Annotated in this window: 26 protein-coding genes; 5 read left to right on the plus strand and 21 right to left on the minus strand. The window is 69.8% G+C overall.

The genetic code is table 11. The features are described from left to right. Positions 1-176: 176 nt before the first annotated feature. Positions 177-1,418 (plus strand): flavodoxin-dependent (E)-4-hydroxy-3-methylbut-2-enyl-diphosphate synthase, encoded by a 1,242-nt coding sequence (ispG, locus tag ACEZHJ_RS14145; RefSeq protein WP_163138866.1) that lies wholly within the window; start codon positions 177-179, stop codon positions 1,416-1,418. Here the strand turns inward: ispG and fdxA are convergent. From fdxA to ACEZHJ_RS14165, 4 genes are read right to left on the minus strand one after another with little or no spacing between them, the layout of a single operon-like run. Then, positions 1,403-1,726: a ferredoxin FdxA gene (gene fdxA / locus ACEZHJ_RS14150; protein ID WP_163138865.1), complete on the minus strand. Its 324-nt coding sequence runs from the start codon at positions 1,724-1,726 to the stop codon at positions 1,403-1,405. The two genes, ispG and fdxA, sit on opposite strands and share 16 nt — an antisense overlap. Beyond that, on the minus strand, positions 1,723-2,208 hold the full coding sequence (locus ACEZHJ_RS14155; protein WP_371807594.1) for an Rrf2 family transcriptional regulator: 486 nt from the start codon (positions 2,206-2,208) through the stop codon (positions 1,723-1,725). Before ACEZHJ_RS14155 ends, fdxA begins: the two co-directional genes overlap by 4 nt. Further along, the gene (thiD, locus tag ACEZHJ_RS14160) at positions 2,208-3,023 is read right to left on the minus strand and encodes a bifunctional hydroxymethylpyrimidine kinase/phosphomethylpyrimidine kinase (RefSeq protein WP_163138863.1); all 816 of its coding nucleotides are present in this window, start codon (positions 3,021-3,023) and stop codon (positions 2,208-2,210) included. Before thiD ends, ACEZHJ_RS14155 begins: the two co-directional genes overlap by 1 nt. Positions 3,024-3,069: 46 nt before the next feature. Beyond that, positions 3,070-4,623 carry a class I adenylate-forming enzyme family protein gene (locus ACEZHJ_RS14165; protein WP_163138862.1) on the minus strand — a complete coding sequence of 518 codons (1,554 nt, stop codon included), beginning with the start codon at positions 4,621-4,623 and terminating at the stop codon, positions 3,070-3,072. A 92-nt stretch (positions 4,624-4,715) separates the two neighbouring features. Between ACEZHJ_RS14165 and ACEZHJ_RS14170 the strand changes: the two genes are divergently transcribed. Further along, positions 4,716-5,516 carry a TatD family hydrolase gene (locus tag ACEZHJ_RS14170; RefSeq protein WP_163138861.1) on the plus strand — a complete coding sequence of 267 codons (801 nt, stop codon included), beginning with the start codon at positions 4,716-4,718 and terminating at the stop codon, positions 5,514-5,516. 1 nt (position 5,517) lies between these two features. Here the strand turns inward: ACEZHJ_RS14170 and dusA are convergent, their stop codons facing one another. The 3 genes from dusA to ACEZHJ_RS14185 all read right to left on the minus strand — a co-directional run bounded on the left by dusA (position 5,518) and on the right by ACEZHJ_RS14185 (position 8,729). After that, entirely contained in the window at positions 5,518-6,567 is a 1,050-nt protein-coding gene (dusA, locus tag ACEZHJ_RS14175; RefSeq protein WP_371807593.1) for a tRNA dihydrouridine(20/20a) synthase DusA, read from the minus strand. Positions 6,568-7,043: 476 nt separating this feature from the next. Then, positions 7,044-7,298 carry a non-oxidative hydroxyarylic acid decarboxylases subunit D gene (locus ACEZHJ_RS14180; RefSeq protein WP_163138859.1) on the minus strand — a complete coding sequence of 85 codons (255 nt, stop codon included), beginning with the start codon at positions 7,296-7,298 and terminating at the stop codon, positions 7,044-7,046. A 3-nt stretch (positions 7,299-7,301) separates the two neighbouring features. Next, complete coding sequence (locus tag ACEZHJ_RS14185; RefSeq protein ID WP_163138858.1) at positions 7,302-8,729, minus strand: non-oxidative hydroxyarylic acid decarboxylases subunit C; 1,428 nt, start codon at positions 8,727-8,729, stop codon at positions 7,302-7,304. Between the two features lie 202 nt (positions 8,730-8,931). On the opposite strand from ACEZHJ_RS14185, the gene ACEZHJ_RS14190 reads away from it, so the two are divergent. Then, positions 8,932-9,357 carry a MarR family winged helix-turn-helix transcriptional regulator gene (locus ACEZHJ_RS14190; protein ID WP_163138857.1) on the plus strand — a complete coding sequence of 142 codons (426 nt, stop codon included), beginning with the start codon at positions 8,932-8,934 and terminating at the stop codon, positions 9,355-9,357. 334 nt (positions 9,358-9,691) lie between these two features. Next, complete coding sequence (locus tag ACEZHJ_RS14195; protein WP_163138856.1) at positions 9,692-10,051, plus strand: DoxX family protein; 360 nt, start codon at positions 9,692-9,694, stop codon at positions 10,049-10,051. A 95-nt stretch (positions 10,052-10,146) separates the two neighbouring features. Here the strand turns inward: ACEZHJ_RS14195 and ACEZHJ_RS14200 are convergent, their stop codons facing one another. The 8 genes from ACEZHJ_RS14200 to ACEZHJ_RS14235 form a co-directional block, all read right to left on the minus strand. Then, the gene (locus ACEZHJ_RS14200) at positions 10,147-10,590 is read right to left on the minus strand and encodes a hypothetical protein (protein WP_163138855.1); all 444 of its coding nucleotides are present in this window, start codon (positions 10,588-10,590) and stop codon (positions 10,147-10,149) included. A gap of 42 nt (positions 10,591-10,632) precedes the next feature. Beyond that, positions 10,633-11,061: a response regulator transcription factor gene (locus ACEZHJ_RS14205; protein ID WP_163138854.1), complete on the minus strand. Its 429-nt coding sequence runs from the start codon at positions 11,059-11,061 to the stop codon at positions 10,633-10,635. Further along, positions 11,054-13,126 (minus strand): bifunctional diguanylate cyclase/phosphodiesterase, encoded by a 2,073-nt coding sequence (locus ACEZHJ_RS14210; RefSeq protein WP_375036643.1) that lies wholly within the window; start codon positions 13,124-13,126, stop codon positions 11,054-11,056. Before ACEZHJ_RS14210 ends, ACEZHJ_RS14205 begins: the two co-directional genes overlap by 8 nt. A gap of 132 nt (positions 13,127-13,258) precedes the next feature. Continuing rightward, positions 13,259-14,308 (minus strand): chemotaxis response regulator protein-glutamate methylesterase, encoded by a 1,050-nt coding sequence (locus ACEZHJ_RS14215; protein WP_205599707.1) that lies wholly within the window; start codon positions 14,306-14,308, stop codon positions 13,259-13,261. Between the two features lie 14 nt (positions 14,309-14,322). Next, complete coding sequence (locus ACEZHJ_RS14220) at positions 14,323-15,123, minus strand: protein-glutamate O-methyltransferase CheR (protein WP_163138851.1); 801 nt, start codon at positions 15,121-15,123, stop codon at positions 14,323-14,325. Positions 15,124-15,132: 9 nt separating this feature from the next. After that, positions 15,133-15,630 carry a chemotaxis protein CheW gene (locus tag ACEZHJ_RS14225; RefSeq protein ID WP_163138850.1) on the minus strand — a complete coding sequence of 166 codons (498 nt, stop codon included), beginning with the start codon at positions 15,628-15,630 and terminating at the stop codon, positions 15,133-15,135. Further along, positions 15,627-17,264, minus strand: coding sequence for a methyl-accepting chemotaxis protein (locus ACEZHJ_RS14230; protein WP_240466075.1), 1,638 nt, complete (start codon positions 17,262-17,264; stop codon positions 15,627-15,629). Before ACEZHJ_RS14230 ends, ACEZHJ_RS14225 begins: the two co-directional genes overlap by 4 nt. A 424-nt stretch (positions 17,265-17,688) precedes the next feature. Then, entirely contained in the window at positions 17,689-18,552 is an 864-nt protein-coding gene (locus tag ACEZHJ_RS14235; RefSeq protein ID WP_163138849.1) for a LysR family transcriptional regulator, read from the minus strand. A gap of 170 nt (positions 18,553-18,722) precedes the next feature. On the opposite strand from ACEZHJ_RS14235, the gene ACEZHJ_RS14240 reads away from it, so the two are divergent. Further along, positions 18,723-19,241, plus strand: a complete 519-nt coding sequence (locus ACEZHJ_RS14240) for a phenolic acid decarboxylase (RefSeq protein ID WP_163138848.1) — start codon at positions 18,723-18,725, stop codon at positions 19,239-19,241. An 88-nt stretch (positions 19,242-19,329) separates the two neighbouring features. Here ACEZHJ_RS14240 and ACEZHJ_RS14245 read toward each other — a convergent pair whose 3' ends face one another. From ACEZHJ_RS14245 to ACEZHJ_RS14270, 6 genes are all read right to left on the minus strand, one after another. Then, positions 19,330-21,279, minus strand: a complete 1,950-nt coding sequence (locus ACEZHJ_RS14245) for a chemotaxis protein CheA (protein ID WP_163138847.1) — start codon at positions 21,277-21,279, stop codon at positions 19,330-19,332. Between the two features lie 3 nt (positions 21,280-21,282). Then, positions 21,283-21,588, minus strand: coding sequence for an STAS domain-containing protein (locus ACEZHJ_RS14250; protein WP_163138846.1), 306 nt, complete (start codon positions 21,586-21,588; stop codon positions 21,283-21,285). Positions 21,589-21,597: 9 nt separating this feature from the next. Then, complete coding sequence (locus ACEZHJ_RS14255; protein ID WP_163138845.1) at positions 21,598-21,963, minus strand: response regulator; 366 nt, start codon at positions 21,961-21,963, stop codon at positions 21,598-21,600. 31 nt (positions 21,964-21,994) lie between these two features. Next, complete coding sequence (locus ACEZHJ_RS14260; RefSeq protein WP_163138844.1) at positions 21,995-23,128, minus strand: methyl-accepting chemotaxis protein; 1,134 nt, start codon at positions 23,126-23,128, stop codon at positions 21,995-21,997. A 137-nt stretch (positions 23,129-23,265) separates the two neighbouring features. Continuing rightward, on the minus strand, positions 23,266-23,937 hold the full coding sequence (locus ACEZHJ_RS14265; protein WP_163138843.1) for a response regulator transcription factor: 672 nt from the start codon (positions 23,935-23,937) through the stop codon (positions 23,266-23,268). After that, positions 23,934-25,634, minus strand: coding sequence for a PAS domain-containing sensor histidine kinase (locus ACEZHJ_RS14270; RefSeq protein ID WP_163138842.1), 1,701 nt, complete (start codon positions 25,632-25,634; stop codon positions 23,934-23,936). The genes ACEZHJ_RS14265 and ACEZHJ_RS14270 overlap by 4 nt, the downstream gene beginning before the upstream one ends. Positions 25,635-25,686 lie beyond the last annotated feature (52 nt).

Consider the following 25,686-nt stretch of genomic DNA (forward strand, 5'->3'; position numbering starts at 1 on the left):
CATCGCCGTCGCGTACGGCACGGCCGCGCTCTGGCGGCGTGTCCGGGGTCTGCGTCCGGCGTCACGCCGCGCCGTGTGCATGGTGCGTGCGTGCACGCGAAGAGGTGGTATTACCCACGAGCGGGTTAGTATCATGGCCGACTTACACCCGCTGCATGCGTGAACACCCAGGTCCCATGTCCGAATCCGTGATTAACCGGCGCCACAGCGTGCCCGTCGACGTCGGCGGCGTCACCGTCGGCGGCGATGCCCCCGTCGTCGTTCAGTCCATGACCAACACCGATACCGCCGACGAGGTCGGCACGGCGGTCCAGGTCGCGGACCTGGCGCGGGCCGGCTCGGAGCTGGTGCGCATCACCGTCAACAACGAGGCCGCGGCCGCGGCGGTGCCGGCGATCCGCCGCCGGCTCGACGACATGGGTGTGGACGTGCCCCTGGTCGGGGACTTCCACTTCAACGGTCACCGTCTGCTCACCGCCTACCCGGACTGCGCGGCGGCGCTGGCGAAGTTGCGCATCAATCCGGGCAACGTCGGCAAGGGCCGCCGGCGCGACCCGCAGTTCGCGACCATGATCGATATCGCCCGGGACCTCGACAAGCCGGTACGCATCGGCGTGAACTGGGGCAGCCTGGACCAGGACCTGCTGGCCCGGATGATGGACGAGAACGCGCGCCAGGCCGAGCCCGCCCCGCCGGCGAGCGTGATGAAGCAGGCGGTGGTGCGCTCGGCGCTGGACTCCGCCGAGAAGGCCGAGGCCCTGGGGCTGCCCCACGACCGCATCATCCTCTCGTGCAAGATGAGCGTGGTGCAGGACCTCATCACGGTCTATCGCGATCTCGCCGCGCGCTGCGACTACCCGCTGCATCTCGGCCTGACGGAGGCCGGCATGGGTTCCAAGGGCATCGTGGCATCGTCGGCGGCGCTGGCGGTGCTCCTGCAGGAAGGCATCGGCGACACCATCCGCATCTCGCTCACCCCCGAGCCCGGCGAGTCCCGGACCCGGGAGGTGGTGGTCGCCCAGGAGCTGCTCCAGACCATGGGCATGCGGGCATTCACCCCGCTGGTCACCGCCTGCCCCGGCTGCGGGCGGACCACGAGCACCTTCTTCCAGGAGCTTGCCGAGCAGATCCAGAATCACGTCCGCGAGCGCATGCCGGAGTGGCGGAACCACTATCCCGGTGTCGAGAACATGACCCTCGCGGTGATGGGCTGCGTGGTCAACGGCCCCGGCGAGAGCCGCAATGCCAACCTCGGCATCAGCCTGCCCGGCACCGGCGAGAAGCCCGTGGCCCCGGTCTACGAGGACGGCGAGAAGACCGTCACCCTCAAGGGCGAGCGCATCGGCGAGGAGTTCGTCGAGCTGGTGGAGGACTACGTCGCCCGGCGCTACGGGCGCGGCGCTCATTCCTCGAGCTGATCGAGCTTGGCGGTGACCGCCGCCCAGTCGTCGGCGTCCGCCGGCGGCGCCTTCATCGACGTGATCACCGGCCACTGCCCGGCGAGACGGGCATTGATCTCCAGAAAATGCGCCTGGCCGGCCGGCACGCGGTCGTCCGCGTGGATGGCGTCCACCGGACATTCGAACTCGCACAGCGCGCAGTCGATGCACTCCTGCGGGTCGATCACGAGGAAGTTCGGTCCCTCGTGGAAGCAGTCCACCGGGCAGACCTCGACGCAGTCCGTGTACTTGCAGCGGATGCAGGGCTCGGTGACGACGTAGGTCACGCCCGGTAGCCCTCCGCCGCCGGCGCGCTGCGGTGCGCCAGCGCCCCGCAGACGTCGCAGCGCCACTGTCCGCCGGCGTACTGCCGGGCCAGGGCCTCGCGGATCTGCGGACGCTGCACGAAGTCTGCGAGGCGGATGTCGTCCAGGTAGGCGTCCAGGCGCCGGGAGAGGTTGTCCCACAGCGCGCGGGTGAGCGCGCTGCCACCGCGGGGGCCGCCGCGGCCGTCGGCCTCCATCACGCGAATGATCTCGCCGACGCCGAGCTCCGCCGGATCGCGGGTCAGGCGGTAACCGCCCCCGGGGCCGGGCACGCCCTGCACCAGCCCGGCGTGACGCAGGCGGGTGAAGATCTGGTCCACGTAGGACACCGATATCCCCTGGCATACCGAGATCTCGGCCAGCGGCACCGGTGTCTTGCCGCCGTGGATGGCCAGATGCATCAGCGCGCTCACCGCGTAGCGGCTCTTGGTGGACAGCCGGATCATGCGCTATTCCCGTCGAACTCCGAAACCGTGTGGATGTGGTTCACTGGGCCGTGACCGCCGCCAAGCGGCGTCGCCGTGACCAGGGCACGCTGGAGGTAGCGTCGCGCGCGGGCGACCGCGGCGGCGAGATCCATCCCCCGGGCGACCCCGGCGGCGATCGCCGAGGCCAGCGTGCAGCCGGTGCCGTGGGTGCACTCCGTCGCGATCCGGGGCTGGCGCAGGCACTCGGTGCCCGTCGGCGTGGCGAGGACGTCGGTGATGGTCTCGCCGGCCGCGTGCCCGCCCTTCACCAGCACCGCACCGCATCCCAGCGCCAGCAGGGCCTCGGCGGCGGCGATCTGGTCGGCCTCGTCGTGTATCCGGCGCTCCAGCAGCACCTCCGCCTCCGGGATGTTGGGCGTGACGAGGCTCGCCCGCGGCACCAGCCGCGTGCGCAATGCCTCCACCGCGGCGGTCTGCAGCAGGCGGTCCCCGCTCTGGGCGACCATCACCGGGTCCACGACCAGGGGCACCGCCGGCGCCATCGATTCTAGCATCTCCGCTACCGTTTCGATGACGGGGGCGTCGTGGAGCATGCCCGTCTTGATGCAGTCGGCGCCGATGTCGCCCAGCACGGAGCGCATCTGCTCGGCGATGAATGCCGACGGTATCGGAAAGACGTCCTGGACGCCGAGGGTGTTCTGCGCCGTCAGCGCGGTGATCGCCGTCATGGCATAGCCACGCAGGGCGGTGACGGCCTTGATGTCGGCCTGGATGCCGGCGCCGCCGCCGGAGTCGGAACCGGCAACGATGAGTACGCGTGCGTGAGTCATGGTCCGTCCGTTGGTTGTCGGCCCGCCGTGGCGGGCGGTGAGGCGATCACGAGCCGCCGGCGCGGGCCAGCGCGCCACGGTCGATCTTTCCGGTGCCGGTACGCGGCAGCGACTGTGCCCGGATGTAGCGCCTCGGGTGTTTGAAGCGCGCGAGCCGGGCGGACAGCCACTCGCCCAGAGACTCGGCGTCCGGCAGGCTCGTCCCGGCGGCCGGCACGAGCACCGCCACCGGGACTGCGCCCCAGCGCGGGTCCGCGGCCGGGTAGACCCCTGCCTCCGCGATGGCCTCGTGGGCGAGGAGCGCGGTCTCGATCTCCTCCGGAGCGATGTTCTCGCCGCCGCTCACGAACACATTATCCACGCGGCCAACGATGGTGACACGCCCGGTCTCGTCCTCGCGGGCGAGATCGCCGGTGTGGACCCAGCCGTCGGCGTCGAGAACGGCCGCGGTGCGCTCCGGGTCGTCGACGTAGCCGTCGAACGCATGGGGGCTGCGCAGCCACAGCTCCCCTGCCCCGCCCCGCGGCGCCGGGGTGCCGTCGTCGGCGACGATGCGGTAGTCACAGTGCGGGAAGGCGGTGCCCACGCTCCCCGAGTGACGGACCAGCGCCTCCGGGTCGTCGCCGCGGCCGAGGTGGATGAAGTTCGACGGCCCGGCCTCGGTCTGGCCGTAGCTCTGGCCCACGGGGATCCCGCGCTCGCGGAACGGCGCCATCGCCGCGTCGCTGCAGGGCGCGCCCGCCGTGGTGATTCCGGCCAGCGACGACAGGTCGGCATCGGGGAATCCGGGGGTCGCGCTGATCGCACGGAGCATCGCCTCCACGGCGCCGAAGTGGTTCACGCGGTGCGCCGCGACCGCGTCGAGTACCGCGGCCGGATCGAAGGCGGGCAGCAGCACCACGCAGCCGCCGGCGTGGAGGATCGGGGTCACCGTGTTCCAGCCGCCGACGTGATAGAGCGGGAACAGCAGCAGCTCGCGGCGCTCGCCCAGGCCGGCCGGGCTGGCAGCGATGAGCTCCAGGGCGTTCCAGGTCATCTGCCGGTGGGAGACGATGCAGAGCTTGGGCACGCCGGTGCTGCCGCCGGTGTGCACGTACAGGAACGGCTCGTTGAGCGCCAAGGCCACATTCCCGGAGGGCGACGCGGGCATGGCGTCCTGGGCCGCGACGGCATCCGCGTCCAGCCGGTGCCAGTCGACGCCGTCCGTGCCGACCCCGGCGACGGCATCGGCCAGGGCAGGATCGACGAGTACCGCCCGGGCGCCGCTGCGGCGCACGAGTGCCGTCATCTCGGCGGCGGCGAGACGGTGACTGAGGGGCACGAGCACGATCCCGGCGCGCCCGCAGGCGAGATAGATCCGCACAGCCTCGATCGTATTGCGGGTCACCAGCCCCAGGCGCTCGCCCCGGCCGACGCCGAGGGTATCCGTGAGCCAGTGCGCGGTGCGGGCCACGGCGGCGTCGAGCTCGTCGTAACGCCAGTGCCGGCCGGTCTCCGCCTCGATCAGCGCACACCGGTCCGGGGTGAGCGCGGCCCGCCGGCCGACGTAGTCGCCGACCCACTCCATCGGGATCGCATTCCAGTCCAGCGGCTCGTTCATCACGCCCTCCACAGGGGTATCACGGGGTCGCGGCGACACCGCCGGTGCCGCCGCGTTACCATCCGGGCCATCATTTGAAACGGGAGCGCGCCATGGATCAACTCCGCCCCCTGGTGGACATCGGGGTCAACCTCACCCACCGACGCTTCGCCGCGGATCGCGATGCGGTGATGGAACGGGCCCGGGCGGCGGGGGTTGAGGCCATGGTGCTCACGGGTGTCGACATGGCGGGCTCTGAGGCCGCGGCGGCGCTGGCCGCGGAGACGGTGGACTGCGTGAATACCGCCGGCGTCCATCCCCATCACGCCTCGGACTGGGACGCGGACACCGCGGCCGCGGTCCGCGCCCTCGCCGGCCGGTCGAAGACCGTGGCCATCGGCGAGACCGGGCTGGACTTCAACCGGGACTTCTCGCCACGCCCGGCGCAGGAAAAGGCCTTCGCCGCGCAGCTGGAGCTCGCCGCCGAGCTCGGGCTGCCGGTCTTCCTGCACCAGCGCGACGCCGCCGAGCGCTTTACCGCGATCCTGGCCGACTACCGCGACGCCCTCCCCGGGGCGGTGGTGCACTGTTTCACCGACGGCCGGGACGTGCTCCATCCCCTGCTCGACCTGGACTGCCACATCGGGGTCACCGGCTGGGTCTGCGACGAGCGCCGCGGGAGCGCGCTGCGGGAGAGCCTCGGCGATATCCCGGGGGACCGACTGATGGTGGAGACGGATGCCCCGTTCCTGCCGCCCCGGGACCTGCGGCCGAAACCGCCTCACGGGCGCAACGAGCCGGCCTTTCTCGTCCACATCGCCCGGCGCATCGCCGAACTGCGCGGCGAGAGCGCGGAGGCGCTGGCCGAGGCGACCACGCGCAACGCCCGCGCGTTCTTCGGCCTCGGGGACTGACTCAGGCGGCGGCGCCGGCGACGTGCTCCAGGGCGTCGGCGATCACGGTGGCGTCGGCGTCGTGCCGCGGCCCGTGCTCGCTGAGATGACGGCGCCAGGCCCGGGCGCCGGGCAGGCCCTGGAACAGGCCGACCAGGTGGCGGGTCATCCGCGAGAGGCGCTCGCCCGCCGCGATCTCGCGGGCGACGTAGTCCATGTAGGCCTCGACCACGGCGACCCGGTCCGGTAGCGGCGTTGCCTCGCCGAACACCCGGCGGTCCGCCTCGGCGAGAACGAAGGGCGTCTGGTAGGCGGCCCGGCCGATCATCACCCCGTCGAAGCGCGCCAGCAGCGCCTCGGCCTCGTCCAGGTCCATGACCCCGCCGTTCAGCACGACCTCCACCCCGGGGAACGCCGCGTGCAGCCGCTCGACCCGGTCATAGTCCAGCGGCGGGATGTTGCGGTTCTCCTTCGGGCTCAACCCCTTCAGCCAGGCCTTTCGGGCGTGGATCGTGAACGAGCTGCAGCCGGCGCCCGCGACGGTCTCGACGAAACGCGCCAGGAAGGCCTCGCTGTCCTGGTGATCGATACCGATGCGTGTCTTCACCGTCACCGGCAGCCGTGTCGCCGCGCGCATCGCCGCGACCATGTCGGCGACCAGTGCCGGCTCGGCCATCAGGCAGGCGCCGAAGCGCCCGGACTGGACTCGGTCGCTGGGGCAGCCGCAGTTCAGATCGACCTGGTCGTAGCCCCACCGTTCGGCGAGCGCTGCGGCATGGGCGAGCTGTTCGGGATCGGCACCGCCGACCTGAAGCGCGACCGGGTGCTCGCAGGCGTCGAAGCGCAGGAAGCGCTCGGCGCGGCCGTGCCACAGCGCCTGTGCCGGGACCATCTCCGTGTACAGCAGGGTCCGGCCGGTGATCAGCCGCATGAGGTAGCGGTAGTGCCGGTCGGTCCAGTCCATCATGGGCGCCACGGACAGGCGCCGGTCCGGCTGAAACCGCGTAGTGGCGCGGTCTCTGGCGCCATCGGTGCGTTCAGGTCGACTGTCGTGGATGCAGTGAGTCGGCATCGTCGTATCAGCGGGTTACGTTGAGCGTGTCGCCCCCCGATGCGCCGGCGGTGCTACAGACCGGTGCCCGTAGCACTTGCCGTCGTATCGGGAGCCGTCGTGGTCAGTGTCACGGGCGTCCCCGGGCACGGCGGTATTCGCCGGCGCGGGCGGGTTCTGACGGCATCATGGCCGTATCGTACATCCACAGGCCCGGACATTCAGCACGAAAGCCCCGTCGCGTCCGCGTGGCCGGACAGTGTGACAGGGGGTCCGGAGCCGGCTCACCAGCCTGAGCGCCGCCGATGTCCTTCCCCGGTGTAATCGGAGCCGGCCTGCCCGGGGGCGTCGCCTTTTGCCCGCGCCGATGCGATCCCGGCGCAAACGCCCCCTTACACGGGCGGCCGTCACCGCGCGACGGCGTGATACCGCGCGTGCCACGAGGCGGCGGGATCGTCTTCTCCGCCCGGCGTACGGCCGTCACCGCCCGCGGGACGTCACTCCCGGTCCGACACCTTCAGCGGCGGGACCGTCGGGATCGCCTCGGCGTGGTTCATGTCGGCCTCCGTCATGCGGAAGGCGTCGGGGTAATGGGCGCGGTCAGAGCGGCGCGGGGGTTCGCTCGTACGCCAGGTGTACAGGCAGGTGTCGCATTGCCGCACCTCCCAGACGCCGGTAACCGGGCTCTCGAACAGGACGTCGACGCCCCCGGCGCCGCAGCGGGGACAGATGCTGCCGGTTTCTTCGCTCATGGTTCAGTTTCCCTCCGCGATCAGGTTCTGTAGACGGGTAATCCATTCCGCCGTCTCCGGCAGGTCCTTGACCGGCATGCCGTAATTGCCACGCCGGTCCGGGGAGACAGGGGTGGTCGCGTCGATTACCAGCTTGTCGGTGATGCCCGCGGGCGAGGAGCCCGGATCGAGGGCGACGACCGACATGTTCGGCAGCTGCACGATATCCCCGGCGGGATTCACCTTGGTCGACAGGGCCCACATCACCTGCGGCAGGTTGAACGGGTCCACGTCCTCGTCGACCATGATGATCATCTTGAGATACCCGAGCCCGTGGGGCGTCGTCATGGCGCGCGTGCCGACGGCCTTGGCGAAGCCGCCGTAGCGTTTCGCCGTCGAAATGATGGCGAGCAGCCCATGGGTATACATGGCGTTGACCGCCTCGACCTCCGGGAATTCGGCCTTGAGCTGCTTGTAGATCGGCACGCAGGTCGCGGGCCCGATCAGGTAGTCGACCTCGGTCCAGGGCATACCGAGATACAGCGATTCGAAGATCGGATCGGTACGGAAGGAAACGCGGTCGACGCGGATCACCGGCATGCTGTGGCCGCCGGAATAGTTGCCGGTGAACTCGCCGAACGGGCCCTCGAGCTCGCGCTCGCGGCCTTCGATCACGCCCTCGATCACGACCTCCGAGCCCCACGGCACGTCGAAACCGGTCAGCGGTGCCGCGGCGACCGGATAGCCCGCCTCGCGCAGCGCGCCGGCCATTTCGTATTCCGACTGGTCGTAGCGCAGCGGCGTGGACGCCATCAGCGTGATGATCGGGTCGTTGCCGATCGTGATCGCCACCGGCAGATCCTCGCCGCGTTCTTCCGCCGTGCGCAGATGGATCGCGATGTCATGCACCGGCACCGGCTGGATCGCGAGGCGGCGTTTGCCCTTAACCTGCATGCGGTAGATGCCGACGTTCTGCTTGTCGAAGCTCTCCGGGTCATCCGGGTCCCGCGAAACCACCGCCGCCTTGTCGATATAGTAACTGCCGTCACCGTCATTCAGACGGAAGAAGGGCAGGATGTCGAACAGGTTGACGGCGTCACCCGCAACACTGTTCTCCGCCCAGGGCGGGTCGTCGCGGTGCTCCGGCGAGACGGGAAACGTATCCCACCGGCGAATGAACTCGTCCACCTGCTGCCTCGTCGGCGTCAGCGGCGGGAGCCCCATGGCGATCGCGTGGTTGGGCCACGATCCCAGCGTGTTGAGTGCGACCTTCGCCTTCGTGAAGCCCGCGATATTGTCGAAATACAGCCCCGGGGCCTTCTCGCCGATACGTCCCGCGGCATTCGCCGCCGCCGCGAGATCGGGCTCGGGGAGGACCTCGTCGGTGATCCGCAGGAGCTGTCCGTGCTCTTCGAGCGCCGTCAGGAACGATCTGAGATCATCGAATGCCACGGTGGGACCTCCTTGCTGACTGGGGGGGCGGGACGTGCGCTGCCGTTCGATGGCCCGTCCCGGTGGGCCGCCCACCCCGTCCCGTGACGGAGGAGGCGGACTGGTTGCCCGACAAATCGTTCGTATACGATCTAATTCCAGTTTAGGCCCACGGCGAAGCGGCGTGCAATACTGTTCCTATACGAACGATAAACGGGTCACGATGGCGATGTTCGAGCGCACGCTCTTCCACGTGTTGCGGGTGATCCTGCAGACGCACACGGCCCGCTGGGCGGAGCAGGTGCCGGACATGACGAAGCCTCAGTTCGCGGTGCTCGAGGCCCTGGACCGGGGGGGCGAGCTGGACCAGGCGGCACTCAGTCGCGCGAGCGCCACGTCCAAGGCCACGCTCGCCGAGATGCTCAACCGCATGGAGCGCCGCGGCCTGATCGCGCGCCGGGCCGACCCGGGCGACGCGCGGCAGAAGCGCGTTCACCTGACCGCCGCGGGGGCGACGCGACTGAGAGAGGTCCGGCCGGTCGCGGACCGGGTCAACGACGGCTTCACGGCGACGCTCAGCGAGGCGGAACGGGAAACCCTGCTCAACCTCCTCGCGAAACTGCGCAGACGTGCCGAGGAGACGGAATAGCTCGCCGCCGAACGGCGCGCGCCCTGCCGCACCGCGGGAATCCGGCGGGATGTGTGAACGTCTCGCCCGGGCCCGCACGGCGAGGCCCGGGTCACCGGCCCGGCCGTTGCCTGTCGCCTTCCCTTCCCCCGCCCGCCACGTCCTGAGAACCTGTCCGGTCAACGAGTGAACCGGCGGCGCTGGCCCGCCGACCTGTCAGGGACCGGGCAGCGGATGTCCGACGGCGGCGCCCCTGCGGGCGCGCGGGCGATCCCGATGGATGACGACAGGACGGCGCGGAGTCGGCCTCGCCCGCACACGACATCATTCATGTGTCGATAAGGAGAGACACGACATGAAGGCCCTTCCCTGGCGGCATATCTACGCGGGCCTGCTGGCCCCGTTCTTCGTTCTGGGTGGAACGCTCAACGTCTTCGCATCACCGGAAATCCTCGACGATTACCAGCGCTGGGGGTATCCGGGCTGGTTCCACTACGTGACCGGCATGGCGGAATGGATCGCGGCGGTGCTGATCGCCGTGCCCGCCTCGCGCCTTGCCGGCAGCGTGCTGGCGGCCGGGGTCATGGCCGCTGCCGCCGGCACCGTGCTGTCCCACGGCGAATATGCCCACAGTGTCCCGCCCCTGATCGTCCTCGCACTGGTCTGCCTGAACGGCTGGCTGACATGGCGGGTCCGGCACCGGGATGGCCGGTAAGGGGCGGCGTTCGCCCGTTGCCTTCTAGGACCGCGTACGGGAGTGAGAGCGACTCCGTTACTGACGAGGCCTCTGTCGCACTTGGTGCCCCCGGATCATCGCCATCCAATTGCCTTCAGTCCTGGGCCACGGTCCGTCTCGACGCCCTGGCCTGCTGAGTCGTCGTTGCTGTCTGGGCCGTAGGGGGGGTCCAGCGAATATCGCCAATGCGCCCCGTTGTCGATTTCCGTCGGATGGAACGGCCGGTGTGCAACGGGGGCGCTCGTTGCCCCGGCCGCGGCCGTCCCGGCGTGGCATACCCCGCCGGCCGCGGTGTCGGCACGGCGGGCAAACACGGAGATCAGCGCACCGACCAGCAGCGTCTGGAAGACGATGGTCGTGATCGATTTCACCCGGAGGACGACGATCAGTGCGTCCCGGTCAAGGTCCAGTCGGTCGGTGACGAGATAGTCGAAGATCCACAGCCACGAGCCGGCCAGCAGGGTGAATGCCAGGGCGCCGTAGAGGCTGTGACGCAAGGTGATCGACCGGCTCTCCATCGTTTTCTCCATATCGTGTGCGGGCCGTCGCGTACGGCCGGATCATGAACCGTGCCGGTCGTCGTTCACCGGGCTGTCGGACACCGTATCGGCCCACTCGTCCAGGAGGACGGCCAGCTGTCCCGGTCCTTCGTCGGTGCCCAGGTAGACGTGTGCGCCGGCGTCGGCGAATTCCCGCGCGTAGGCGGCCTCGGTGCGGTTGCTCATGACGGCGATCCGTGTGTGCGGGAGCGCGGACGCCAGGTGCCGGACCAGATGCAGGGCGTCGCGAACGTTGCTGTCCCCGCCCACGATCACGACGTCCGGCGTCGTGTGGGAGCGAAGCACGGAGGTGACGTCGCGCTGGCGGATCGCGGCGGTGACGACGATCCCGGGCACGGCGGATGCCATCACGTCCAGACGGATCCTCAGGCGATCGTTGTCGTGCACCAGCCAGACGGTGAGCGTCGGGTACGCGCGGTCACTATTCACGGTCGTCGCACCAGGTCTGCAGGGCCCGCCCCGAGAGCGGTCCCGCGTAGTGGAATCCCTGGACCTCGTCGACGCCGAGGGCCATCAGCGCCCTGGCCTGCTCCGCGCTCTCCACGCCCTCGGCGATCGTGCGGAATCCCAGTGAGCGCCCCATGGCGACGATGGCCGCGACCACGGCGGGGCGCTTCGGATCGCCGGCCATGGCGGCGACGAGGCTGCGGTCGATCTTCAGGGTGTCGAAGGGCATGTCCGCGAGCTGGGACAGCGACGCGTACCCCGTGCCGAAGTCGTCGATGGCGACGCGGCAGCCGATCCCGCGGAGCCGGGAGAGGACGTCGCGTACCGTGGTCCCGTCGGTTACCGCCAGCCCCTCGGTGACCTCCAGCTCCAGGCGCGTCGCGTCCAGACCGCTGTCGGCGAGAGCGGCCTGGACCGATTCCAGGAGACTGTCCGTCTGGATCTGGCGCACGGACAGGTTGACCGCGACGCGCACATCGGCGAGCGCGCCGGTCCACCGGGCCGCCTCATGGCAGGCCCGGTGCAGGACCCACTGCCCCAGGGCATGGATATGTCCGGTTTCCTCCGCCAGGGGGATGAACTCGCCCGGGGAAACGTCGCCGAGCATCGGGTCGTGCCAGCGCAGCAGCGCCTCCACGCCCGTGATCACCGCACGATGCGGGTCCCACTGCGGCTGATAGACGAGATGGAGGGCGCCGTCCCGAAGTGCAACGCCCAGGCGCTGCTCCACGAGCAGGCGGCGACGCACGGCGTCCGTCGGCTCGGGGGTGTGGTAGACGGCGGTGGCGCCGGTGTGCTCAGCGCCCGCGAGCTGCGCTGCATCGGCCTTGGCGAGGAGTTCGGTGGCGTCATGTCCGTCACGTGGATGGAACGCGATCCCGATGCGCACCGGGACAGGCCATTCGTTGCCGTCGATGACGAGCGAGCGCTGCATGATGCGCTGTATCCGTTGTGCCGTCTCCTCGACGCTGGCGCTACCGCCCTCCATCCCGATGGCGAGGGTATCGTCCGATACCCGTGCCAGTACGACCCGCCGGCCGTTGGTCACCCAGTGGAGTCGGCGCGCGACGCGGTGCATCAGCACGTCCGTGCAGCCGCCGAGCGCGTGGCGCAGCAGGCTGTAACGGGCAAGGGTCACCGCGAGCACCGCCATGCCGGTGGCGCCACCGCTGTCCCGGATCCGCCGATCGACGGTCTCGATGAACGACCCGCGGTTCCGTACGCCGGTCGCCATGTCGTAGCTGTTCATGTGGTCGATGGTGCCCGCGAGCTCGCGCTCGCGGGTGGCGTCGACCACGGTGACGATATAGCGCACCGCCTCGGCGTCGTTGCAGGTGTTGATCGATATGCTCAGGACCCGCGGGCGTCCGGGGTCGATCTCCACGGGCAGGTCACCGGTCCACCGGCCACGTCCGGCGACTTCCTGCCAGATCGCGCTGCGGATCGCCTCGTCCGCGTCGTTCGGGTAGATATCGAATATCCCGCGGCCGATCATGTCGTCTTCACTTCGGCCAAAGAGGCCGCAGAACGCCGGGTTCGCCGCGAGGATGCGCCGCTCGCCATCGAGCAGCACCCCGGCCGCCAGGGAGTGGCGGAAGAACGCCTCGGCGAACGGCTGTGGGGCATGGTGACCGGCGGTCCGGTTCGGGGTGACGCAACGCAGCGATCCGAGGACCTGGCCGTCGCCCGTGACCACTCGACGATCCTCGACCCAGCGAATGCGCCCCGCCGGATCGATGTGGCGGTAGGTGGCGATCACCGGCTCGTCACTGGTGTTGCCGGCCGGCTGCCGGAATGCCCGGTTGCGGTCCTCGGGGTGCACACACTGCCACCACCACCCGTCCTCCAGGCAGTGGCTAAGGGGCTGGCCGAGGAGCTGCCCGGGATCCGGCGTGATCTCCAGCATGCGCATCCCCTGCGCATGGAGCTCGGCACGGTAGGTCACGGACGGCGCGAACACGGCCGTAGCGTCGTGCGGCCGCGATTCCGGGCTCTCGTACGGCGACGGCCCCGTGTAGTTGTTTGGGTACCACGATTTGGAGGCCATGGCGGCCAGCTCCTCGCTAGTGATTCGATCCGCCGCCGATTCTCCGGTGTCACGAGGGGCGGCGGTATCGGTGCCTCGCCGAACGGCGTTCAGGCTGTTTCCCGGCGCCGTTCGGATAATTCCGAATACCGTCTACGCCGCCGTCGCGGTGCGCAGCATGCGGTCGGGGATGTCATCGAGGCTGACGATGGCCGAGGCAGCACCGAGGCGGATCGCCTCCCTGGGCATGCCGAAGACGACACAGCTTTGCTCGTCCTGGGCCAGGGTCATGGCCCCCGCCTCACGCATGGCGAGCAGTCCCGCAGCGCCGTCGCCGCCCATCCCCGTCATGATGACCCCGATCGCATTGCCGCCCGCGACCCGCGCGACGGAGCGGAAGAGGACGTCGACTGAAGGGCGGTGCCGGTTCACGGGGGGGCCGTCGGAGGTCGTGACGTGGTACTGGGCGCCGCTGCCGCGCAGGACCATGTGCTGTCCGCCCGGTGCAATGAGGACGAGCCCGGGCCGGACGCGGTCGCCGCTTGCGGCCTCCTGGACCCGGCAGGCGCACAGTCCGTTCAGCCGCTCGGCGAACGCCCGGGTGAAGTTCGCGGGCATGTGCTGGACGACGACGATGCCCGGGCAGTCCGCGGGCATCGCCGTGAGCACCTGCTCCAGCGCCTGCGTGCCCCCGGTGGAGGTGCCGATGGCGACGATCTGATCGGTGGTGCGTCCGAGCGCGAGCGGGGCCGAGGGCGTGGTCGCCGTTGCCGGGGCGGTCCGTGGACCGCGAAGGGCGTGACGGTTCGCCTGGCCGGCCGCCCGAACGGCCTGCACGAGCTCGCTGGCACCGTGATCCAGATACTCGCGCAGCCCGGTCGTCGGCTTGGGTATAACGGCGAAGGCCCCGGCCTCGGTGGCCTCCAGTGCCAGGCGGGAGCCGCGCTCGGTGAGCGTGGAGCAGATGACCACCGGCGTCGGATGTTCCCGCATGATCTCGCGCAGGAACGTGATCCCGTCCATGCGGGGCATCTCCACGTCGAGCACGATCACGTCGGGCCACTCCTGCGCCATGCGCCGCCGGGCGAACAGCGGATCCGCGGCGACGCCGAGGAGCTCGATGTCCGGCTCACTGTCCAGCCGCTTGCCCAGCGCCTGGCGCAGGACCGCGGAGTCGTCCACTACCATTACGCGACACGACATCGTCGTTTTCTCCATTACTGTTTGCGGTATATCGAGGGCTGCACCGGGGTCAGTCCCGCATGGATGCCGTTGAGGCTCTCGGAATGCCCGATCAGCAGGTAGCCGCCCGGCGCCAGGTGCCCCGTCAGCCGGTCGATGACGCCGCGCCGGGTGTCCTGATCGAAGTAGATCAGGACGTTGCGCAGGAAGATGACGTCGAACGAACCCAGGGTCTGCGGTAGCGGCTCGTTGAGGTTGGCGTGCCGGAAGGACACGCGCTCGCGCAGCTCGCGGGCGATGAGCATCTCGCCGGCGCGCTCCCCCGTCCCTTTCAGGCAGTACCGTTTGAGGTAGGACGGCGGCATGGCATCGAGCCGAGCCACCGGATAGCGGGCGGCACCGGCCCGCTCGATGACCGGACGGCTGATGTCCGTGCCCAGCACCGACCAGTCGCGGGCCCGGGCACGGTCATCCAGGAGCATGGCGATGCTGTAGACCTCTTCCCCGGTGGAACACGCCGCGCTCCAGATGCGCAGCCCGCGCGTCGCGCCCTCCGCGATCCGGCTGAGGAACTCGAAGTGGCGGGGCTCGCGGAAGAAGTAGGTCTCGTTCGTGGTCAGCAGATCGATGGCGATGCGGGCCTCCTCCCCCGCCGGGTCGTCGAGTAGCGGGACGTAGCTGCGGTAGTCGGACAGACCCAGTTCTCGCAGCCGGCGTCCCAGCCGGCTGCACACCATCATCCGCTTGGCGTCGGGGAGGTTGATGCCGGCCGCGCGCTGGGCAAATGCCTGGATGCGTGAGAAGTCCCGGTCCGTTATCGGTGTGGTGTGCTGCATGCCCTGCCCTCAGGCCGCGTCGAGCTCGCGGATTGCCGCGAGCTCCTGGCCGTCGACCACGCGCTCCAGCGCGAGGATGATCGTGAAACCGTCGTCACGGCGTGCCATGCCGGCGACGAAGTCGTTGCGCACGCCGATACCGAGTCGCGGTGACGGCTCGATATCGGCGGTGTCGATCTCCAGGACCTCGCTCACCGTGTCCACGACCAGGCCGAGCTGGCAGAGCCCGTCCTCGTCCTCGATCTCGACGATGACGATGCAGCTGCGCCGCCCCACCTCGCACGCTCCGAAGCCGAAGCGCGCGGCGAGATCGAGCACCGGCACGACACTGCCGCGCAGGTTGATCACACCCCGGATCGACTCCCCCATGTGGGGGACGCCGGTGAGCCGGCCGAACTCCAGGATCTCGCGGATGTGCCGGATCGGCAGGGCGAAGAGTTCCTCGCCCACCCGGAAGCTCAGGTACTGCTGGGTCACGACGGTGGTTCCGCTGTCCGCTGCGTTCATGCCGCCTGCTCCTCGTCGAAGGGAATGAAGCCGTCCTCGGCGTCGGCGGGACGGCGGTTCGCGTTGGCGAAGCCGTTGTCTCGATCGGCGACGACCGCGGCGGCAGGGATGCCCATCGGGGCGGTACCGCCGCCGTGGTGAACGCGGAAGTACGCCATCAGGCTCTGGAGCTGCTGGGCCTGACTGCTCATCTCCTCGGCCGTGGACGCAAGCTCCTCGGAACCGGAGGCGCTCTGCTGGGTCAGGCGATTGAGCTGGTCCATGGCGATGTTGATCTGCCCCACCGCGGTGGACTGCTCCTCGGAAGAAGCCGAGATCTCCTGGACGAGCTCGGAGGTCTTGCGGATCGAGGGCACCATCTCCGAGAGCAGTCGGCCGGCACGGTCGGAGACGTCGAGGCTGGACGAGGCCGTCTCACCGATCTCCTGGGCCGCGACCTGGGCGCGCTCGGCGAGCTTGCGGACCTCGGCGGCCACGACCGCGAAGCCCTTGCCGTGATCGCCGGCGCGGGCGGCCTCGATGGCGGCGTTGAGGGCGAGCAGGTTGGTCTGGTAGGCGATATCGTCGATGATCGAGATCTTCTCGGCGATCTCGCGCATGGCCTTGACCGTCTGCTCCACCGCCTCGCCGCCGTTTGCCGCCTCGCTCGCGGACTGGGTGGCGATGTTGTCGGTCACCCGGGCGTTCTCGGTGTTCTGCTGAATCGAGGCGGTCATCTGCTCCACCGAGGCGGTGGTCTGCTCGACGCTCGTCGCCTGCTGGGTGGCCGCGTGCGCCATGGACTGACCGGTGGCACTGACCTCTTCCGAGGCCGCGGCGAGCTGGTCGGCGGCGGAGCGCACGTCGCCGATGATGGCCGACAGGCGCTGTGCGGTTTCCTGCATGGCCCGCAGCAGCTCGCCCGTCTCGTCGCCGGCACTGGTATCGAGCTCGACGGTCAGATCGCCCTCCGAGATCTGCCTGGCGGCGGTCACGCAGCGGTGGATGGCACCGACGACCCGCCGGGTCACCAGCCACGCGGCGAGCACGGCAATGGCGAGCCCCGCGATGCCGAGCCCGATGAGCAGCGCCAGGGTGAACCGGTAGACGCTCTCCGCGGCGGTGGCGGTCTGCGTGAACGCCTCGCTCTCATAGGCGAGCAGGGCCTCGATCGAGTGGATGTAGTCCTCGCGAAGCGCCTGCACATCGCTCATGAGGAACCGCTCTGCCGCTTCGACATCCCGGCCGGCGATGTCGACCAGCTCGCCGGTCGCGGCCTGTAGCGCGGAAAGGTCCGCGCGGGTGCGCTCGACCAGTGCGAGGGCCTCGGGGGAGTCGGCATGCGCGGCGGTGAGCTGGTCGAGCAACGGGGGATTTGCCGCGAAAGCCCGGTCTATGACGTCGAGGCGGTCCTGCCTGATGGCAGGGTCCTCTGCGAGGAGGTAGTCGCGCAGCGATACCGCGATCTCGTTGGCGTTGTCGATGACGTCGTTAGCCCGTACCGTATTCGGCCAGCGCTGCTCGCTGAGCTCGATGGCACCGGCCTCGACGCGGGCGAGCCCGATGACGGCCGCGGTCGCCATCACCCCCATGAGGGCCAGGACCAGGCCGAATGACAGGGCCAGGCGCTGGCCGATCTTGAGCTTCTTGAACATTCAGGGATCTCCTTGGTGATGCCCCGGTCGCGGGGTGCGTTCATACTGCTCAGCGCCCGTGGATTCGGTTATCGGCGGGGATCGGAAAGGCCTCTCGGAACCGGCGACCTCGGGCTCGGACTATTCCGATACGGGGCTGGCGAACGGTCCGGACGCCGTCCGGTGTGCCCGGGGCGGTGGATCGGCGTCCCGGCGAGCCGCGGATCCGGGGCGGCGCCCTCCCCGCTGCCCCCCTGGCCGTGCCGTGGCGAAGGGCATCGGCTTCAGTCGTGGGGACACCGTTCCCGGACGGTATGGTGGGTGACGGTGAGCTGGCGCCCGGTCATACCGGTCACCGTGCCCGCTGCCGGAATGCGCTACGGGCGATGACCGGGTGCTAGGAAGGCCGGGAGTGGGCCTGCCGGTCAGGCGGGGAAGGTGTCGCTCACCCCGCCTCCCCGTCGCCGGGTGGCGATCCGGTGTCCTCCGCCGCCAGCAGCCGGGCAAGCCGTTCCACCGCCTGTCCCCTCCCCCTGTGTCCGTTGCCGAACAGCAGGCCGAGCGGGATATTGCGGGTGCCGCCGCGCTCCAGTGGCAATGCGACGAGGGTGCCGCTATCGAGGTGTTCCCGGACCAGGTGGCGGGGGAGCCAGCCGTAGCAGAGGCCGGCACGTACCGCCTCGATCGCCGCCTCGACCGTGCTCATCCACCAGATCTTGCCGTTGTCGTCCAGCTGGCCCTGCTCCGTGCCCCGAATCTCTACCCGGAGACAGCGGTTGAGATTCGCCGCATTCGGCGGTGTCTCTGGACGGACCAGAGGGTGATCGGCATGCGCGACGGCGATCAGCGGCACGTTGCTGACAATGGTGGCGCCGCGCTCGCCGGGCTCGGCGATCAGGACTGCCAGATCGAACGCATCCCCGTCGACGTCGCGAGGTGTCAGGCGCACGGTCTCGCGCAGATGGACCTCGACGTGCGGATGCATGCCAGCGAACGCCTTCAGGGCGGCGAACAGGCTCGGCCTGGGGAAAATGCTGTCGACCAGCAGCCGGATCCGGAGGTCCTCGCCGGCGGCCAGGGCCCGGGTCCGGTCCTCGAGCCGCGAGAGCTCGTCGATGAGCGGCGATGCCTCGCCGAGCAGGGTCGCGCCGGCGTCCGTCAGCACGGCCCGCCGGCCCCTGATCTCGAGCAGCCTCACGCCCAGCGCCTCCTGCAGGCGCCCGACGGCGTAGCTTACCGAGGACTGACTGCGGTGCAGGGCCTTTGCCGCCTGGGCGAAACCGCCCTCGGTGATCACCGTGCGCAGCACGCCCCACTGCTCGATGGTGGACTCAGGCAGACGTGCGATGGCGACCTCCCGGGCGTACGGCGAAAGCTATCGGAATATCCGATAATAATAACCGTAAAATCGCGCTTTTAATACGAATTATTAGATAGATAATGACGACACAATCGCACTGTGCAACACGGAGTCACACCATGAGCGAGGAGTTCGAATCGACCCGGCCCGACGAGCTGACCGGCTTCGTCGGCTGCCATCTGATCTACACCTATGACAACGGCTGGCAGTACGAGATCTACGTCAAGAACGAGCGCACGTTCGACTACCGCATCCACAGCGGCATGGTCGGTGGCCGCTGGGTGCGTGACCAGCCCGTGCATATCGTTCGCCTGGCTGACGGGGTCTACAAGCTGTCCTGGGACGAGCCGACGGGCACCACGGTCAGCGTCGCCGTCAACCTGGGCGAGCGCCGGCTTCACGGGGTCATCTTTTTCCCCCGCTGGATCGCGGAGGACCCGAAGAAGACGGTGTGCTACCAGAACGAGCACATCGAGGAGATGATCGCCCTCCGCGATGCCGGGCCGACCTACCCCAAGCTGGTGATCGACGAGTTTGCCACGATCACCTTCCTGGAATACTGCGACGCCAACGACGAGGACGTGATCGCCTGCCCGCCGTCTGAGCTGCCGGCCGACTACGCCGCCCGCCGCAACTGACCGGCACGCCCTCGCCCGCCGTGCCGTAATGGCGGACCGGTGTCCCGCTACGGGTCACCGGTCCGGGGGCGGTGCCGTGGTGGCGCGGTCAGCCGGCCCAGGCTAGTTCCTCCCGCGCGATCGCCTGCGCGGTCACGCGCGCGACGTCGAGGATCAGCGCGACCTCGCCACTGCCGAGCACGGTCGCCCCGCTGACGCACTCCAGCCGGTCGAAGACCCGTCCGAGTGGCTTGAGTACCGTCTGGTGCTCGCCGAGCAGCCGGTCGACGACCAGCCCGTACAGCGCCCCCTCGTGACGGATCACGACGACATTACGCCGCCGGGCCTCCGGCCCGGTGTGGCCGAGCGCGCGGTTCAGCGCGATCAGCGGCAGTGCGTGCCCCCTCAGCGGCAGCACCTCGCCACGGTGGCCACCCGGCAGCTCCACGCACTCGACGACCGCATCGAGCGGCAGTACGTAGGGCGTGCCGGCGACTTCGAGCAGGAAGCCATCGATGATCGCGAGGGTCAGCGGAAGGCGAATGCGAAAGCGCGTGCCTGCCCCGGGCGTCGTGTCGAGCTCGATCGTCCCGCGCAGGGCCTCGATATTGCGTCGCACGACGTCCATACCGACGCCGCGCCCGGACACGTCGCTGACCCTGTCCGCCGTGGAGAAACCGGGCTCGAAGATCACCTGGAGCATGGCACGCTCGTCGATCTCGGTACCGGGCTCGACGAGGCCCCGGGCTTCGGCGCGGGCACGCACCCGCTCCGGGTCCATGCCCGCGCCGTCGTCCTCGATCTCGAGCACCACGTGGCCGGCCTCGTGATACGCGTTCAGCCGGACGCGTCCCACCGCGGGCTTGCCCGCCGCACGGCGCCGCCCGGCGTCCTCGATGCCGTGGTCCACGGCATTGCGCACGAGATGGGTCAGAGGGTCCACGATGCGCTCGACAACGGTCTTGTCGAGCTCGGTGTCGCCCCCTTCGATGACCAGCTCGATGTCCTTGCCGAGCTGCCGGCCGGTGTCGCGCACGATGCGCTGGAAACGCCGGAACGTCTCGCCCACGGGCACGGTGCGCACGGACAGCGACACCTCGCGCAACTGCTCGACGAGCCCCGAGAGGATCTCGCTGCTCTCCGCCAGCCGGCCGCCCGCGGCGCGGCCCTCGGTCGCAACCGCCGCCGAGGCGACCACCAGCTCTCCCACCAGGTCCACCAGTGCGTCCAGCTTGTCGGAGCGCACCCGCAGGAACGACACCGCCGGCTGCGCCGTGGCGGCGGCCGCCGCGGCCGGCTCCCTGCCCCCCTGAACCGGCGATTCGGACACCTCCGTGTCCGGGGCGGACGGCGGCGTGATGGTCAGGTCGACGTCCTCGCGGACGAACTCGAACACGTCTTCCAGGGCGGCGGCGGTGGTCTGCGCGTCGAGCACGACGCTCAGGCCGAGATAGCAGCGCTCCGGCTCCAGGGCGGCAAGGCCACAGCGGTCATCCCACGACGGGGTTACCTGCCGGAGCGTGCCGAGCCCGCCGAGGTGGCGGGCAAACGCCAGCGGATCGATCCCGCAGGCGAGCACGTCCGGCTCGAAGCGGAACGATACCGTCCACTCACCCGCCGTGCCCGCCACGGCCTCCGGGGTGCCCGCGCCGGCGGGGGCGGACGCCACGCCGGCGGGTTCGCCCAGGTAGTGCCGCAGCCGTGCCACCAGCGCGTCGCCGCGGTGGCGCAGGGCGTCCGGGGCCGGCCCCTCGATGCCGCAGAGCGTACCGAGGTGGTCCCCGCATTCCAGCAGCACCGCGATGAGCTCGGCGTCCACGCTCAGCTCGTGCTCACGCACGCGGCCGAGCACGCTCTCCATCTCGTGGGCGAACGGTACGGCCGCCTCGCGGGCGAACAGCCCGGCCGAGCCCTTGATCGTGTGCGCGGCGCGGAATACGCGGTGGGGCAGCTCGGGATCGTCCGGCCGTTCCTCGAGCTGGAGCAGCGCCTCCTCCATGTCGGCGAGCAGCTCACGGCTCTCCGCGAGAAAGGTTTCGAGCATCTCGTTGTCCTGCATGGATCACGCCTCCCGGTGCAGGGTGAGCCCGCTGCCATCCAGCAGGCCGGGCATTGCCAGCGTTTCGGCAACCTCACCGCGGGCGCCGACGATCTCCCGGCCGACACCGTCGGCCGCCATCGCGAACAGGATCTGAAGCCCCGCCACGTCGAGCGCGGAGACCGCGGAAACGTCGATACGCAGTGCCGATCCGGCCCCCTCGCCCACCGTCAGGATCGCCTCGCGTATGGCGGCCGCGTTCTGGACGGTGAATTCGCCGTGGAGATGGATCACCCCGTCGGCGCAGTCGATATACGGCATATCGGTCATGGTTTCCCCCTAGGCAGCGAGCTTGGCGACGGCGTCCAGCAGCTGCTGGGGCTGGAAGGGTTTGACCAGCCACGCCCGGGCCCCGGCGGCACGCCCCTCGGCCTTGCGCGTGTCCGACGACTCCGTGGTCAGCATCATCACCGGCGTGAACCGGTAGGCCGTGTTGCCGCGCAGCGCCTTCAGGAAGCCGATCCCGTCGAGGCGCGGCATGTTGACGTCGCTGATCACCAGGTGAACGCGCTGGCCCGTCAGTTTCTCGAGCGCCGCCTGCCCGTCTCCGGCCTCGATCACGTCGTAGTTGGCGCCGCGCAGGGTGGTGGCGACGACCTGGCGGATGGAGGCCGAGTCGTCGACGATCAGAATGGTCTTGGTCATGGTTGTTGGCTCCTACGGTGAACCGGCCGGATCAGAAGAAGGTCACGCTGCCGCCGGCCGCGGTCGCGGCCGGTGTGCCTCGGTGGTTGTGGTGCTCCTCGGCCATGGCATAGCTGTTCTCGAGGGCGGCGAGCAGCTCGCTGACGTCGATGCCCGTGTACGGCCGATCGCCCCCGGACCCCGAGGCCGCGCCCTCCAGGCGGGCGGCGCCATCGCGCACGCTCTCCGCGACATGGGTGAGCATCTGGCTGACACGGTCCTGGAACTGAAGGGCGACGATCGCCGCCTCGACGTCGTCGCGGATGCCGCGATTGCACTCCTGGAGATCGTGCGCGCTGCCGGCGAGACGCCGGGTCGCGCCCTCGAAGTCGGCGAGCACGGCACCGATTCGCTCGGCGGCGTTCTCCACCGCACGGGAATCGTGGTCGGCGGATGCCTCGGTCGCGGTGAAGGCCTCGTTGAGGGCGTGTTTGATCCGCCCCACCTCCTCGCCGATGCGCTTGCCGGTCTCCCCGGAGTGGCGGGAGAGCCGGCGGACCTGCTCGGCGACGACGGCGAATCCCCGCCCGGCGTCGCCGGCCCGTGCCGCCTCGATGGAGGCGTTTAGCGCCAGGAGGTTGGTCTGCGCGGCGATCGCGCCGGCGTCGGCGGCCATGCGGTCGAGCTCGTCGGTAAAGGCCAGCAGACCCCGCATCTCCTCGACCACGCCGCGCTTGCCGTTTACCGCGGTCTCCAGTGCCTGCAGCACCGCCGAGAGGCGCCGTTCGCTGTCGCTGTAGAGGGCGTCGAGCCCGCCGTCGCCACCGACGACCCGGTCGGCGACGCCGAAGGTCTCGTCGATTCGGGTCACGACGCTGGCGAACCGGCCGCTCAGCTCCGCCACCTCGTCGACGGCATGCGACGTCGCGGCCTCGATCTGGCGCTGCCATACGGGCAGGAGCCGGGTGCCGAGATCAAGGAGATCGGTGAGCGCGGCCGTTCCGTCCGCCGCCGCCTCCGGCGCGTCGGCATCAGGGGGTTCCGGCAACGCGCGTGAGGCGCGGCGGTCGAGCCGCAGCGCCACGGCGAGCAGCCCCGCAGCGACGGCCCCGGTCCCCCACCCCGTGCCGCTCAGCGCGACGAGCGCCACGCCGGCGGTGGCGGCAAGCAGACTGTGGCTCGGCACGTATCGAGATGCAGATCGGGGAATCGACACACTGTGGCCCTCCGCTGATTCCGGAGGGCATCGTGCCGCGATCGGCGTGGTGGCGGGATCGGCGGCCGGCGTAACCGTTGCTCGGAATGGGCGCGGCCCGGTTCGGACTATTCCGAACCGGGCCCGTCGACGTCCCCCGGTCCGGGGGTGCCGGCCAGCCCGTGATCGAAGGCGTAGCGGAACAGCTCGGCGAGGTTGTCGAACTGCATCTTCTCCATGAGGCGTGCCTTGTGGCTGCTCACCGTCTTGATGCTCACGCACAGCTCGTCGGCGATCGCCGAGACCGTGCGCCCGTTCGCCAGTCCGACGAAGACCTGGTATTCCCGGGCGGAGAGCGCCTCGTGGGGCGGGCGCTCGGTGGTCCCGAGCATGCCCAGGGCGAGCTTCTCCATGAGCTCCGGGCGGAGGAACACGCCCCCGGCCGCGACCTTGCGTATGGCCTCGGCGATCTCCGCACGGCGGCTCGTCTTGGGGAGATAGCCGGACGCGCCCGCACGTACCGCGCGTACGCCGTACTGCTCGTCGCTGTGCATGCTGAACACCAGCAACCGGACGTCCGGCCTTTCCTCGCGGACCTGGCGTATGAGGTCCACCCCGCTGCGCCCGGGCATGGACATGTCCACGAGCGCGACATCGGCGCTCTCCCGGCCGAGCAGGGCCAGGAGCTGGGCGCCGTTCTCCGCCTCGCCGACGAACGTGAAGTCGGTCTCGGCGTCGATCATCTCGCGCAGGCCGTCACGAACGACGGCGTGATCGTCGGCAACCACGATACGCGTCATTGCGGTTCCTCCCCGTCCGGGACCGGCAGTCTCACCACGATGCAGGTGCCCTCCCCCGGCGTGCTGTTCACCCGCAGTTCACCGTCGAGCTGTACCGCGCGTTCGCGCATCCCGAGCATGCCGAGGGGGCGGCGCCCGCCGGACGTCCCCTCGTGGGACGAGAAGCCGTGGCCGTCGTCACAGATCTCCAGCCCCAGCCCGTCGCCGCCCTGGGCGATGGTCACCCAGACGTTGCCGGCACCGGCGTGCCGGGCCGCATTCGTCAGGGCCTCCTGCACGATGCGGAACGCGGCGGTCGCGACCTTGCCCGGCACGCGGTATTCCTCGCGGTCCATGTGTACGTGCACCCGGTAGCTCATCCGCTCCTGGTGCTGTTCGGCGAGCCACTGAACCGCCGCCGCCAGGCCGATGTCGTCGAGGATCGGCGGGCGCAGGTCCCGCGCGATACGGCGGATGTTCGCGACCATGTCCTCGACGAGCCCGCGCATGCCCTCGAGCAGCGCGTCCGCCCGTGGGCCGAGGTCGTAGCCGGTGAGCCGGTCCAGATCGATCATCAGGGCCGTCAACGTCTGTCCGAGGTCATCGTGGAGCTCCCGCGCAATCCGCGTCTGCTCCTCCTCGCGGATCGCCAAAAGCTGGCCCGACAGGGCCCGAAGCTCCTCGCGGGAGCGGCGGAGTTCGAGCTCCGCGGCATGACGTTCGCGTATGTCCCTGAGAACGACGATGACGTAGCCATCCGTGCCGTCCTCCTCGGCGTCGGCAATGACGCTGGAGACCTCGACCGGGATGGCGTGACCGTCCCTGTGGCGGATCCGCACTTCACCGAAGAAACGCCCATGCTCGTCGCGATACCGGGTCGCGGCAGCGGTGTCGGGGTCGTCCATGTCCAGCAGCTCCTCGCGGGTGAAGCGCTTGAGCTCGTCCTCGTCCATGCCGAAGAGCTGGCAGGCCTGTGGATTGGCCTCGAGCACGTGGCTCTGGCCGTCGAGGAGGACCTTGGCGTCCAGGCTGTTGTCGAACAGCGAGCGATACCGCCGTTCGTTGCGCGCGAGTGCGCGGCGCTGCTCGATCCACTCGGTCTCGTCCTCGACGATCAGGTTGACGCCGGTGACCCGGGCCCCCTGGAACAGGGGCGTTGCGGCAATGCCGGCGTAGATGTGTCCGCCGCCGACGGACATCGTTACGCGGAAGTGGTGGGGATGGCCCATGAGCGTGTCGCGAATATGGCTGACGACGCCGGCCCGCTCGTCCGGCACGACGGTCTGCACGAACGTGCGGCCGTGGAGCCCGTCCCCCTCCTCGCCGAACATCACGATGGCCGCCGCGTTGGCCGCCTGGATCACGCCGTCGGCGTCGAGGCGCAGGGCCGGATCGGGATTGAAGTCGAACAGCGTCCTTTCACGGGCCTCGGCCTCGCGCACGAGCTCGCTCTTCTCGAGCTGTTCCCGCCGGACGCCGAGCAGCATCAGTCCGGTACAGACTGCCGCGATAACGACGTAGCTCCAGCGCTGGTAGCTGACCAGCTCCTGTTCCCAGTCGCCCCAGAGCAGATCTGCCGAGACCACGAACTCGATCGTCCCGAACCAGAGCAGGCCGATGAGTATGCTGATCAGGAAACCGATACGAGGTCTGAACCGCAGGGTGCCCCCTCCCTGGCGCGGGTCGCCGATTTCGCCGGCATTCTCTCTTTTGGCCAAGTGTTACCGTTTTGCTGCTGCACGCGTCAAATACCGTCCCTGTCGTCGCCGT

Source organism: Arhodomonas sp. KWT2 (genome assembly GCF_041949875.1).
Taxonomy (GTDB): Bacteria; Pseudomonadota; Gammaproteobacteria; order Nitrococcales; family Nitrococcaceae; genus Arhodomonas; species Arhodomonas aquaeolei.